This window comes from Thalassospira sp. HJ (assembly GCF_000948415.1).
Lineage (GTDB): Bacteria > Pseudomonadota > Alphaproteobacteria > Rhodospirillales > Thalassospiraceae > Thalassospira.
Genome location: NZ_JYII01000019.1, coordinates 253,137 through 265,786 on the forward strand (window position 1 = coordinate 253,137; position 12,650 = coordinate 265,786).

General features: G+C 54.3%; 12 protein-coding genes. 4 read left to right on the forward strand and 8 right to left on the reverse strand.

Going from position 1 to position 12,650, the window contains the following annotated elements; translation table 11 throughout:
- Positions 1-270 precede the first annotated feature (270 nt).
- A complete protein-coding gene (locus tag UF64_RS15450; RefSeq protein WP_044829488.1) occupies positions 271-1,341 on the forward strand; it encodes a cytochrome-c peroxidase in 1,071 nt (356 codons plus the stop codon).
- Between the two features lie 180 nt (positions 1,342-1,521).
- Here UF64_RS15450 and UF64_RS15455 read toward each other — a convergent pair whose 3' ends face one another.
- Together UF64_RS15455 and UF64_RS15460 are read right to left on the reverse strand one after the other, a co-directional pair.
- Positions 1,522-3,105 carry a DHA2 family efflux MFS transporter permease subunit gene (locus UF64_RS15455; RefSeq protein ID WP_082049812.1) on the reverse strand — a complete coding sequence of 528 codons (1,584 nt, stop codon included), beginning with the start codon at positions 3,103-3,105 and terminating at the stop codon, positions 1,522-1,524.
- Positions 3,105-4,208: an HlyD family secretion protein gene (locus UF64_RS15460; protein ID WP_052657670.1), complete on the reverse strand. Its 1,104-nt coding sequence runs from the start codon at positions 4,206-4,208 to the stop codon at positions 3,105-3,107. Before UF64_RS15460 ends, UF64_RS15455 begins: the two co-directional genes overlap by 1 nt.
- A gap of 94 nt (positions 4,209-4,302) precedes the next feature.
- Between UF64_RS15460 and UF64_RS15465 the strand changes: the two genes are divergently transcribed.
- The gene (locus UF64_RS15465; protein WP_044829593.1) at positions 4,303-4,953 is read left to right on the forward strand and encodes a TetR/AcrR family transcriptional regulator; all 651 of its coding nucleotides are present in this window, start codon (positions 4,303-4,305) and stop codon (positions 4,951-4,953) included.
- A gap of 63 nt (positions 4,954-5,016) precedes the next feature.
- Here UF64_RS15465 and UF64_RS20735 read toward each other — a convergent pair whose 3' ends face one another.
- Positions 5,017-5,190 carry a hypothetical protein gene (locus UF64_RS20735; protein WP_200892686.1) on the reverse strand — a complete coding sequence of 58 codons (174 nt, stop codon included), beginning with the start codon at positions 5,188-5,190 and terminating at the stop codon, positions 5,017-5,019.
- Between the two features lie 420 nt (positions 5,191-5,610).
- On the opposite strand from UF64_RS20735, the gene UF64_RS15470 reads away from it, so the two are divergent.
- Positions 5,611-6,825: an NADP-dependent isocitrate dehydrogenase gene (locus UF64_RS15470; RefSeq protein ID WP_044829491.1), complete on the forward strand. Its 1,215-nt coding sequence runs from the start codon at positions 5,611-5,613 to the stop codon at positions 6,823-6,825.
- 120 nt (positions 6,826-6,945) lie between these two features.
- Here UF64_RS15470 and UF64_RS15475 read toward each other — a convergent pair whose 3' ends face one another.
- The 4 genes from UF64_RS15475 to UF64_RS15490 all read right to left on the reverse strand — a co-directional run bounded on the left by UF64_RS15475 (position 6,946) and on the right by UF64_RS15490 (position 11,082).
- Positions 6,946-7,809, reverse strand: coding sequence for a pirin family protein (locus tag UF64_RS15475; protein ID WP_044829492.1), 864 nt, complete (start codon positions 7,807-7,809; stop codon positions 6,946-6,948).
- A 177-nt stretch (positions 7,810-7,986) separates the two neighbouring features.
- Positions 7,987-8,589, reverse strand: coding sequence for an NAD(P)H:quinone oxidoreductase (gene wrbA, locus UF64_RS15480; protein WP_044829594.1), 603 nt, complete (start codon positions 8,587-8,589; stop codon positions 7,987-7,989).
- A 106-nt stretch (positions 8,590-8,695) separates the two neighbouring features.
- Positions 8,696-9,760 carry a glycerophosphodiester phosphodiesterase gene (gene glpQ, locus UF64_RS15485; protein ID WP_235285097.1) on the reverse strand — a complete coding sequence of 355 codons (1,065 nt, stop codon included), beginning with the start codon at positions 9,758-9,760 and terminating at the stop codon, positions 8,696-8,698.
- 134 nt (positions 9,761-9,894) lie between these two features.
- Positions 9,895-11,082: a VWA domain-containing protein gene (locus tag UF64_RS15490; protein WP_044829596.1), complete on the reverse strand. Its 1,188-nt coding sequence runs from the start codon at positions 11,080-11,082 to the stop codon at positions 9,895-9,897.
- 179 nt (positions 11,083-11,261) lie between these two features.
- On the opposite strand from UF64_RS15490, the gene UF64_RS15495 reads away from it, so the two are divergent.
- The gene (locus UF64_RS15495) at positions 11,262-11,783 is read left to right on the forward strand and encodes an isoprenylcysteine carboxyl methyltransferase family protein (RefSeq protein ID WP_044829493.1); all 522 of its coding nucleotides are present in this window, start codon (positions 11,262-11,264) and stop codon (positions 11,781-11,783) included.
- Positions 11,784-11,791: 8 nt separating this feature from the next.
- Here the strand turns inward: UF64_RS15495 and UF64_RS15500 are convergent, their stop codons facing one another.
- Positions 11,792-12,640 carry a MoxR family ATPase gene (locus tag UF64_RS15500; RefSeq protein ID WP_044829494.1) on the reverse strand — a complete coding sequence of 283 codons (849 nt, stop codon included), beginning with the start codon at positions 12,638-12,640 and terminating at the stop codon, positions 11,792-11,794.
- Positions 12,641-12,650: the final 10 nt, after the last annotated feature.

Here is a 12,650-nt window from a genome sequence, read left to right on the forward strand (position 1 = left end):
GCCACGCGATCTCCCCCCGTTCGTTGTGTGGCAGCAACATCTTGCGCCTTTCGGCGTCATCCCCGAAAGGCATCAACGCCCGGGCCTTTCCACCCGGGCGTTTTCTTTGTCACACTCACCCCGATAAATGCCAGTTGCGACTTATCATTATTGAACTTAAAATTAAATAATTTGAATATACAAATATTTGTTCAAAAAGTTGATATATATCAGGGTTGTGCAACCCCGTTCTTGGTGTAGTAGCCAGACCACCAAAATGGGAGAGACCAAATGAAATCCCGTCAACTTCTAACCAAAGCCCTCCTGTCCACCGTTGCGGCATGTGCCCTTGGCGGTGCGGCAATCGCGGCAGAACCAGCAGAACTTCGTGAAAGTGCGCTGGAATATTTTGAAGTCATTCCGTCGATGGTCCCGGCCATCGAAGGCAATGCCGTCACCCGTGAAAAGGTTGAACTGGGCAAGATGCTGTTCTTTGAACCGCGTCTGTCTTCCAGTGCGATCATTTCGTGCAACACCTGCCATAACCTTGGCATGGGTGGTGATGACAACCTGGAAACCTCCATCGGGCATGGCTGGCAGAAAGGCCCGCGTAACGCTCCGACGGTGCTGAACGCCGTATTCAACGAAGCCCAGTTCTGGGACGGCCGTGCAGAAGACCTCAAGGCACAGGCCAAAGGCCCGGTTCAGGCCGGCGTTGAAATGGCCAGCACACCTGATCGCGTTGTTACTGTCCTGAAATCGATCCCGGAATATGTCGAACATTTCAAAACGGCATTCCCGGGCGAAGACGATCCGGTCACCTTTGACAATATGGCAAAGGCCATCGAGGCATTCGAGGCAACCCTGATCACCCCGGCATCCCGGTTTGACCAGTTCCTTGAAGGCAACGACACCATCATTACCGAAACCGAGATGACCGGTCTTGAACTGTTCATCGATACCGGCTGCGCATCGTGCCACAACGGTGTGAATGTAGGCGGTACCGGCTACTATCCGTTCGGTGTTGTCGAACAGCCGGGTTCCGAAGTCCTGCCGCCAGATGACAAGGGCCGCTTTGCTGTCACCCAGACGGCAACGGATGACTATGTCTTCCGTGCAGGTCCGCTGCGTAATATCGCACTCACCGCACCTTACTTCCATTCCGGCAAGGTCTGGAATCTGGAACAGGCGGTCGCGATCATGAGCAGCTCGCAGCTGGGTGCAGAACTGTCTGATGACGAAGTCAAGGCGATCACCGCCTTCCTTCAGACCCTGACAGGTCAGGAACCGCAGGTCACCTATCCGATCCTGCCGGTCAGCTCCGCGGATACGCCAAAGCCGGAAGCCATGATCGCCAACTGATCATAGCTAAACCGAACTTCCGAAACCCCGCTAGACAAAGATGGCGGGGTTTTTCTTCTGCCAATAGTCCACAAAGAAAACCGGCCCCTGCGGAGCAGGGACCGGCACGGTCGCACGCAAGCATATGCTTGCAGGGGTCGGGGGAACGCTGTGCGACCGGTTCGAATATTCCAAAGGCGGTTAGTGACCGCCGCCACCCCCGCCTGCTATGGCGCGTGGGGGCTTGGCAAAGGGCAGTAACAGAAACGCAATCAGGAAGGCTGCCGCCATCGCCAGATAGACGTCATTAAATGAAATGATCGAGGCTTCGCGATTAACAATGTCGACGATGAATTTCATGGCCGCCGCATGCGGGTCGGGCAGGCCCATCTCGCTATATCGCGCTGTGATGGTCGCAAGATAATCCTTGAACGCGGTGCTGGCCGGGTTGATGTGATCAGACAGGATCGAGAAATGATAATCGATCCGCTTATCAAGCAGCGTGTTGATCGCAGCCATACCAATCGCCCCGCCCAAATTTCGCATCAGGTTATAAAGCCCGCTGGCGTTTTTGATCTTTTCCGGCGGCAAGGTCCCAAGCGCCAGATTGGTCACCGGCAACATGCAAAACATCAACGCCGCCCCGCGCACAACCTGCGGCCAGATCAGCTCGTTAAAGGAAACCTCGCTGGTGTTAAACCCGTGCATGGCAAGGCCGGCGGCAAACAGCGCAAGCCCGATGCCTAGCACGACACGCGGCGGATATTTCGCTGTCATCTTCCCGGCAATCGGTGCCGACAGGAACTGCGTAATCCCGGTGACTGCCATGATCACGCCGATCTCAAGACTGTCATAGCCCCGCACGCGTCCCAGCATCAGCGGCATGACATAGACACTGCCATACAGCCCGACACCAAGCGTAAAGCTGAACACACAGCCCATGGTGAAGTTGCGATCGGCAAAGGATTTCAGATCCACAATCGGCTTGTCATAGGTAAACATCCGCCAGAAGAAATAGATCCCGGCAAGGACGCAGGTAATTGTGCCATAGATGATGGCGGTTTCATCAAACCAGTCATTCTTGGGCCCTTCATCCAGGACATATTCCAGACTGCCGAGAAACACCGCCATCGATAAAAGCCCGCGCAGATCAAACCCCTTGAGCAGCCCAATATCACCACGATCAACGCGCAGCGTCATGGCAACGACGGCCGCAATCATCAGGCCGGGAATGACATTGATCAGAAACAACCAGTGCCAGGACAATGACTGGGTCAGGAACCCGCCAAGGGTCGGGCCGATCGTCGGGGCCATGGTGGCGATCAACCCGGTCATGACCGAGGCCGCATTGCGCTTTTCCGGCGGGAAGATGATGTAGGTCGTGGCAAATACGGTTGGGATCATTGCCCCACCAAGGAACCCCTGCATCGCGCGGAACCAGATCATGCTTTCAATCGACCAGGCAAAGGCCGATGCCACCGACATCACCGTAAAGCCAAGGGCGGAAATCACGAACAACCAGCGCGTTGACATCAGCCGCGACAAAAAGCCCGAAAGCGGGATCATCACCACTTCGGCAATCAGATAGCTCGTCTGGACCCAGCCGATTTCATCGGGGCTTGCCGACAGGCCCGCCTGAATGTTTTCAAGCGAACTGGCGACGATCTGAATATCAAGGATCGCCAGAAACATGCCGACAACCATCGCGACCCAGCCGACAAACTGGGCGGTTTCCATCGGACGTGTTTCAGATTGGCCGGTCGCTGCCGGGCTGGCGGTTGCCATCAGTTAAGCTCCGAAAGTTCCGCCGTCGGAACCACACCCTGCGCAAGACCAACGCCGGCGGTTTCTTCCTCGCCATTGGCATTACGGGTATCGACATTGACCACCACCGACAGGCCCGGTCGCAATGCCTTGGCCCATTTGCTGTCATCAAGCTCGATCCGAACCGGGACACGCTGGGTGATTTTGGTGAAGTTCCCGGTGGCATTTTCCGGCGGCAACAGGCTGAACTGCGCACCTGTAGCAGGTGCAAAGCTTGCGATATGGCCGATAATCTCGGCATCGGGGAAGGCATCGACCTCAACCGCGACCTTCTGGCCCGGTGCCATGTGGCTGATCTGGGTTTCCTTGAAATTGGCAACGATATAAGTACCCGGAAGCGGCACCAGCACCAGAAGCTGTTCGCCCGGCTGCACCAAGGCACCGGTCTGAACCGAACGGTTGCCGACAACACCATCAAACGGCGCGTAAATGCGCGTATCATCAAGCGCCTGCTGGGCAAGATCACGGGCGGCTTCGGCCTGTCTTACGGCACGTTCGGCCTCGATCTTCTGAGCGCGCAACACGCCAAGACGGCCTTTTTCGACGGCCAAAGTTGCATTGGCTGCGGCCACCTGTGCCTGAGCGGTCTGGCGATCGGCCTTGGCGTAATCAAATTTCTGACGGCTGGCCGCACCCTTTTTGACCAGATCGTCATAGCGTTTGAAATCATCACTGGTGCGTTCCAGCTCGACGCGTGCGATATCGACGTTGGCTGCTGCCTGCTTGATCGCTGCATCCTGAAGGGTGATCTGTTCTTCCATGGTGCCAACCGCAGACCGGCGCGCTTCAAGGGCTGCTTCGGCCTCGGCCAGTTCAAGGCGGAAATCCTCATCCTTGATGGTCAGAAGCAAATCGCCCTTGTGCACCGGCTGGTTTTCCGCCACCCGCAAATCACCAACATATCCCGATACCTTGGGCGATACGGCGACCTCGTCAGCCTGCAGATAGGCGTTATCGGTACTTTCATGGTACTGACCTTCGGTCACCCAATAGTACCCGTAATATCCACCGCCACCGATAATCGCTGCTGCGATCAGGGGCAGGATGATTTTCTTCACACTCATTGCCTGATTTTTCCTTTTGGTATTGATCAGTACCATTTACGAATTTATGGTACCAATCAGTACCAAACGTCAAGCCTTGAATCGGAAAAACTCTGTGTCAGACGAAAAAACGATTGATCCCAGAACCCTGAAACGTCGTGAAGCCATAATAGAGGCCGCGCGAGAATTGTTTTGCGAACACGGGCTTGCGGGCACGACACTGGAAATGATCACGGCCGAGGCCGGCGGTTCGCGCCGAACGATTTACGAGCTGTTTGGCAATAAGGACGGCGTGTTTGAGGCTGTCATTCGCGATTGCACGGGCCGCATCACATCGATCATGTCCGATTTGGCAATGTCACAAAAACCGATGCGAGACGCCTTGATCGAATTTGGCGAAACCCTCATGACGGTCCTGACCACGTCAGACGCAATCCGCTATCTCAGATTATTTCTTTCCGAAGTTCCGCGTTTTCCCCATTTGGGAAAAGTATTTTATGAAACCGGACTGATGACGGGCAGGAAAAGGATTATTTCGTACTTCGAACGTCAGATAAGTGAAGGTAATTTCCCCGACGAAGACCCCGTTCAAGCTGCAGCATTCTTTGTCAGCCTAATCAAATCTGACTATGACTTCCGCCAGATGACCTATGTTGGATGGGAACCGCAGGCGAAGGATCTCCATGCTCATGTGATTGCTGCTGTGGACATGTTCCTGCGGGGCTATGGTATTGACCCTGAGGTTGCTGGATTGAAATCCAGCTGACGTGCGGTTTGCGAACAGGAAAAACATGGTCCCCCGACCCCGTTTTCCATGCCGTCGCCCCCATTAGTCAAACAGGGTCAGCAACCGCCAGGCAATCGGACCAAGCATGGTCAGAATGCCGACCCACATCATCACCACACCCCAATTACGATCACGGTTGGTAAAGCCAAAACCAAGCAGGCAAAAACCAACCACGCAGGTGATCAGGACGATGATGTTTTCATTTGTCATGTTCATGACAGTTCCCCTTTGATGGAGTCCCGGTTACCGGAGTCTCCCCCTGTTCACCGGCATTACCATCACGATATCGGTTAACTGACCGTCCCGTCATTGATCCGGATCAGAAAAATCAATCGCGTGAAGCCGATAGAACGTTTTTTCGAACGTCTCGTCGAATTTGCCTAAACGATCAGGATTATTGATCTTTTTGGCAACAAAAATCGCCAGATCAGGCCACGGTAAGGCGCGGGTTTCCGGGTTTCGTGCCCCTCATCACATTGTTGTATCCCAGCCCTCTTTGATTTTCTGGTGGCTTACTGTATGTTGCGCACTCCCGACGCGGCCAGGGCGCTCCCTCGCGCGCCGGAAGACAGAGATTTAACCATCTTGAATGGCAGCCGCGCTGTATATCGGCCGCGGCCAGCAAGGGAGTATTCTATGAGCAAGATTCAAGTTAAGAATCCGATCGTCGAACTTGACGGCGATGAGATGACCCGGATCATCTGGGACTTCATCAAAAACAAACTGATTCTGCCGTATCTCGACGTTGACCTGAAATACTACGATCTTTCGGTTCAGAAACGTGACGAGACCGACGACCAGATCACCATTGATGCGGCAAACGCCATCAAGGAACACCGCGTTGGTGTCAAATGCGCAACCATCACCCCTGATGAGCAGCGCGTTGAAGAATTTGGTCTGAAAAAGATGTGGAAGTCGCCGAACGGCACCATCCGTAACATCATTGGCGGTACCGTTTTCCGTCAGCCGATCATCTGCTCGAACGTTCCACGTCTGGTTCCGGGTTGGACCCAGCCGATCGTTATCGGCCGTCACGCATTTGGTGACCAGTACCGCGCGACCGACTTCAAGGTTCCGGGCGCAGGTAAACTGACCATCAAGTTCCAGCCGGCAGACGGTGGCGAAGCCATCGAGCACGAAGTCTTCGACTTCCCGTCCTCGGGCGTTGCCATGTCGATGTACAACCTTGACGATTCCATCAAGGGCTTCGCACGTGCTTGCATGAACTATGGTCTGTCGCTCGGTTGGCCGGTTTACCTGTCGACCAAGAACACCATCATGAAAGCCTATGATGGCCGCTTCAAGGACCTGTTCGAAGAAGTCTTCCAGACCGAATTCAAAGACAAGTTCGAAGCTGCTGGCATCACCTACGAACACCGCCTGATCGATGACATGGTTGCATGTGCGATGAAATGGAACGGTGGTTTCGTTTGGGCTTGTAAGAACTATGATGGCGACGTTCAGTCCGACACCGTTGCACAGGGCTTCGGCTCGCTCGGTCTGATGACCTCCGTTCTAATGACCCCGGATGGGCAGACCGTTGAAGCAGAAGCTGCACACGGCACCGTGACCCGTCACTATCGTCAGCACCAGCAGGGCAAAGAAACCTCGACCAACCCGATTGCGTCGATCTTTGCCTGGTCGCAGGGTCTTAAGTACCGTGGTGAATTCGATGGTACCCCGGAAGTCGTCAAGTTTGCTGAAACCCTTGAAAAAGTTTGCGTCGACACCGTCGAAGCCGGCTTCATGACCAAGGATCTGGCTCTCTTGATCGGCCCGAACCAGAAATGGCTGACCACCAACCAGTTCCTCGACAAACTGGATGAAGGTCTGAAAGCTGCAATGGCCTGATCATTCTGATCAGACTGGCAGTTTGCCAATCAAAGAAGCCCCCGCCAATGATATGGCGGGGGCTTTCTTTTTTCGTGATAGCGATGTCTTCTCGCTAACGCGTTGCGAGATTCGCCTTACTTAGGAAGCAGCCTTACGGACAAAAGTGCCGCGCTGATAGTCGTCAAAGGCCTGCATCAGTTCCTGCTTGCTGCTCATCACAAACGGGCCATAGCGCACAACCTGTTCATGGATCGGGCGTGCGGCAATCACCAGCATCCGGCCACCATCAACCCCGCCTTTAAGCGTGAGACCATCGCCGTCTTTCAAAATCGCCAGGTGATGGGTCGGGACATCCTTACCACCAACAACCGCGTCACCGACAAAGACATAGACCACCGCCGTATGACCCTCGGGCAGCGAAACGGTGACTTCCGCCCCGGCATCAAGCTTGGCATCGACAAAGACCGGGTCGGTCGAAATGCCATTGATCGGGCCGGTTGCTCCATGCATTGACCCGGCAAGCAGACGCAATTGCGCCCCCTCAGCCGGCGCGATTTCCGGCAGTTCATCAGGCTCCATATTTTGGTAGCGAGGATCGATCATCTTGTCCTTGGCGGGCAGATTGATCCAAAGCTGGAAGCCCTGCAAAAGACCGTTTTCCTGCTCAGGTGTTTCGGAATGCACGATCCCGCTTCCAGCCGTCATCCACTGACCGCCGCCCGAACGCAAAACACCCTCATTGCCCATGCTGTCCTTATGGCGCATCGCACCTTCGACCATATAGGTCACGGTCTCGAACCCGCGATGGGGATGCTCGGGGAAGCCCGCGATATACTCATCCGGATTATCGGTCGAGAGTGAATCAAGCATCAGAAACGGATCAAGCATATCAAGCTGCGGCGTCCCGATCGAACGGCGCAGCGACACCCCCGCACCATCCGACGTATCCATCGCGCGCAAGACCCGCTCAACAGCCCGTGCATTTTTCACAGTTTCAGACATTTCAAAAACTCCTGTGCCATCGGCAATCCTGCCTGACAAATTTTCATGACACGCATGGTCGCACAAAACTGTCGCCGAACAAGACCCAATCAGGCATCTGATTGTTTATCAAATGGCAACAAAAAAGGCAGCGCAGGAACCCTGCACTGCCTTGATCGCTTGAACGAGCGGCTGAAATCAGCCCGCAAGCTTCGCTGCAAGTTCTGCAACATGCTTGCCCTGGAACTTGGCGATAGCCAGTTCATTGGCGGACGGCTGACGCGAACCGTCGGCACCGGCGAGCGTGCCTGCACCATAAGGTGAACCACCAGTAATTTCGTCCATATTAGTTAGACCGGAACAGCTGTAAGGCACACCAACAATCACCATACCCTGATGTAACAAGGTCGTATGGGTCGAGGTGATGGTTGTTTCATGACCGCCATGCTGAGTGCCGGTCGATGTAAAGACAGAACCGATCTTGCCGATCAGCTCACCCTTTGCCCAAAGACCACCGGTCTGATCAAGGAAGGTCCGCATCTGACCAGGCATATTACCAAAGCGGGTCGGCACCCCAAAGATGATCGCGTCATATTGCGGAAGATCGGAAACTTCGGCAACCGGCGCAACCTGGTCAAGCTTTGCACCTGCGCCCTTTGCAACATCTTCGGGCATGGTTTCAGGCACACGTTTGACATCAACATGCGTTCCGGCAACACCACGTGCACCCTCGGCAACGGCATTGGCCATAGTTTCGATATGTCCATACATCGAATAATAAAGTACCAGTACTTTAGCCATGTCATCCTCCTTGGTTGAATTTGTCACCGCATATAATGTTTCAAGATCAAACCTCTGATAACGGCCACCTTGGAAACAGACTGTTCGCTAGCAAATGCGATCCCGATCACGCATCCGGATTGCGCGCGAGGTATTGAACAACCTGATCAGGGAAATCGGTGAAGATGCCATCAATCCCGGCATCATCGAAAATCGCCTTGAGCGCGATCTGCATATCCCCCGCCCATTTCGGCAACTGATCGGCCCGAAGCGTATAGGGATGCACCTTCAATTGCGCGCGCTGGGCGGCAATCAGGGTCGGCGTCATAATCGCCGTACCATTTTCGCTCAGCCCGCTGATCACCTGTGGCAACCACGGGCCGATACCATCAACAACGCGCGCCATTTCAACAACGCCTTCATCGGATTTCAGATAGTCGTAATCCGTGCCTTCCGGCGGCCCCCAACGGTTTTCACCGAGAAGCTGCACCAGTTTGCCCTGATAGTTCAGCTCTTCACGGATACGCTTGGTTTCCGACCAGTCAAAACACTGCACAAAGGCATTTGAATCCGGGTTGTTATAACCCCACTGTTCCATCACCGTGATGACGGTCTTGGCGATATCCTGTCCTTCAGCGTGGTGGAAGGCCGGGTCCTTGATTTCCGGATAGATGCCGACATCACGCCCGGTGGAATGGTTCAGGCCCTGAACGAGTTTGATTTCTTCTTCAAGGGTCGGGATCTTGAACATGCCGAAATCGCCCGGGAAGCGGTCTTCATAGACCTGTTTGCCGGTATCGGCCTTGAACCGTTCGGTCACATTAAGTGTCTTGAGCTCCGCCAGCGTGAAATCAATCGCGTAATAACGCCCGTCTTCACGTTTGCGATCGGGGAATTTTTTGGCAACGTCGGTGGTGGTATCGATATGGATGTCATGCAGGATGACCGGCACACCATCCTTGGACAGAACCACATCCTGTTCGATGTAATCGGCTCCCATGCCATAAGCCAACGCCTTGGCCGGCAGGGTATGTTCGGGCAAATATCCCGACGCACCCCGATGGGCGATCACCACCATTTCCTGATCAAGTGCCTGTGCATTGGCCGAATTCATCGCACCAGTCACAGGCATCAAGGTTGCGGCGGCAAGCCCGCCAAACGCAAGCAGGGTCGACTTGATCAATTTGCTCATCTGCATCCCGGGTTTCCTTATCCAGTGTCCTTTTGTGATCAAGGACTATAGGCGGGGTTTGGTATTACAAAAACGCATCCCCGCGTCTTGCACGCAATCTTCATCAAACTGTTACCTAGGGTCAAAACGCCGGTCTAGCGGTTAAGTTCCCCGGTCATGCGATCAAGCCCGTCAAGGGTTAGCGGGAACATCCGCCCTTCCATCAATTTGTGCATGATCTGGATCGATTGATGGTGCCGCCACCAGTTTTCCGGTTGCGGATTGATCCAGGCCGCATGCTCAAAATGATCAAGCAATCGCTGCATCCAGACAGCACCGGCTTCGGCGTTCCAGTATTCCACCGCCCCGCCCGGATAGGTGATTTCATAGGGACTCATGGTGGCATCACCAACGATCACCAGCTTGTAGTCCGCGCCATAAGTATTGATCACATCCCATGTCGAAACCTGATCATTCCAGCGCCGCGTATTGTCCTTCCACAATCCTTCATAGGGGCAGTTGTGGAAGTAGTAATATTCAAGGTGCTTGAACTCGGTTTTGACGGCTGAAAACAGCTCTTCACAGACCTTGATGTGATCATCCATCGACCCACCAACATCAAACAGCATCAACACCTTGACGGCGTTATGACGTTCCGGGCGCATCTGAACATCAAGCCAGCCCTGACGTGCAGTGGATGTAATGGTACCCGGTAGATCAAGCTCGTCCGCCGCCCCTGTCCGTGCCCATTTGCGCAGGCGCCGAAGTGCGACCTTGATGTTGCGGGTGCCGATCTCGACACTGTCATCAAGGTTCTTGAATTCCCGCTTATCCCAGACTTTGACCGCCCGGCGATGACGGGATTTATCCTGCCCGATCCGCACCCCTTCGGGGTTATAGCCATAGGCACCAAACGGCGATGTCCCGGCCGTGCCGATCCATTTATTTCCGCCCTGATGGCGGCCCTTTTGTTCTTCAAGACGCTGTTTCAGCGTCTCCATCAATTTTTCCCAACCGCCAAGTGCCTCGATCTCGGCCTTTTCTTCGTCACTCAGGAATTTCTCGGCAAGCTTGCGCAACCATTCGTCGGGGATTTCAGTCTGCTCGACCTCGTCCATACCCTCAGCCAAATCGATCACGCCTTTGAAATGCTCGGAAAACACACGATCAAACTTATCAAGATGCCGCTCATCCTTAACCAAGGCCGAGCGCGCCAGATAATAGAAATCCTCAACCGAATAGCCTGCCAAGCCCTTCTCAACAGCCTCAAGCAAGGTCAAATATTCGCGCAAACTGACCGGAACGCGTGCATCTTTCAGCTTATAGAAAAAGCCAATAAACATCAGAACCTTCCCGCTCCAGCCGCGCGACCCACTGCTACAGACAAAACCTTTACGGTATTTGACGGCTTTCCATACAACCGAATAGTGCACAAAGACGCATCCTTCGGGCACGTTGCGCGCGCAAAAGCCGGGCGATCCAGCCCCGGCGTAACAACAATAAATTCGCGAGCAGATTTTTGATGACTGATTTTCTCTATGGCTTTGTGATCATTGCCGCAATCACCCGCTTTGTGACGCTTGGCATTTCCAAACGCAATGAAGCGCGCCTGCGGGCTGCCGGTGCGACCGAACATGGCAGCGGAACGACGAGGCTTCTGACCATTGCCCATATTGGCTTTTACCTTGCCTGCTTTGTCGAAGGCTTCTATCGCGCAGCCCCCATCGATACCGTGACCTATGTCGGGATCGGTTTGTGGATTGTGTCGATTGTCGTGCTTGCCGGCGTGATTGCGACCTTGCGTGATCTGTGGACGATCAAACTGATCATCGCCCCCCATCACGAAATCCGCACCAGCATCCTTTATAAAATCTGCAAGCATCCCAATTACTTCCTGAACATCGCCCCTGAATTGCTGGGCTTTGGCCTTGCCCTTCAGGCGTGGGGCACATTGATCGTTGGTTTGCCGATCTATGCCGCCATCCTCTGGCGTCGCATCCGGGCTGAAGAAACCGCCATGAAGGCGACCTTCCCGGCCTATTAACGCGGGAACTAGCGCCCTTCGCGCCGCGCCATGAAGGCAAGCCGTTCAAACAGATGCACGTCCTGCTCGTTTTTCAGCAACGCGCCATGCATTGGCGGCACGGCGGTCTTGGCATCCTTGGCACGAAGCGCTTCGGGCGGCAGATCTTCGGCCATCAGCAGCTTTAACCAGTCAAGAAGCTCCGAGGTTGATGGCTTTTTCTTAAGCCCCGACACCTCGCGCATGTCATAGAAAAGGTTCAGTGCCTCGGCAACCAGACGTTTCTGGATGCCGGGATAATGCACCTCGATGATCTCGGCCATGGTATCGGCATCGGGAAAGCGGATGTAATGGAAGAAACAGCGCCGCAAAAACGCGTCAGGCAGTTCTTTTTCATTGTTCGATGTGATGATCACAATCGGGCGATTGGTCGCCTTGACGGTCTGCTGGGTCTCATAGACAAAGAACTCCATGCGATCGAGTTCCTGAAGCAGGTCGTTGGGAAATTCGATATCGGCCTTATCAATTTCATCAATCAACAAAACCGGCGCGTCACCATCTGCTTCAAACGCTTCCCACAGCTTGCCTTTGACGATGTAATTGGCAATATCATGGACACGCTCATCGCCCAACTGACTGTCGCGCAGACGCGACACCGCATCATATTCATAAAGCCCCTGCTGGGCACGGGTGGTCGATTTGATCGACCATGTAATCAGTTTCTTGCCCAGTGATTTTGCAATTTCTTCGGCCAGAACCGTCTTGCCTGTGCCCGGCTCCCCCTTGACCAAAAGCGGACGCTGCAACGTGATCGCCGCATTCACCGCGACCATCAGATCTTCGGTCGCGACATAATTCTCCGTACCCTGAAACTTCATTTTTGCCCTG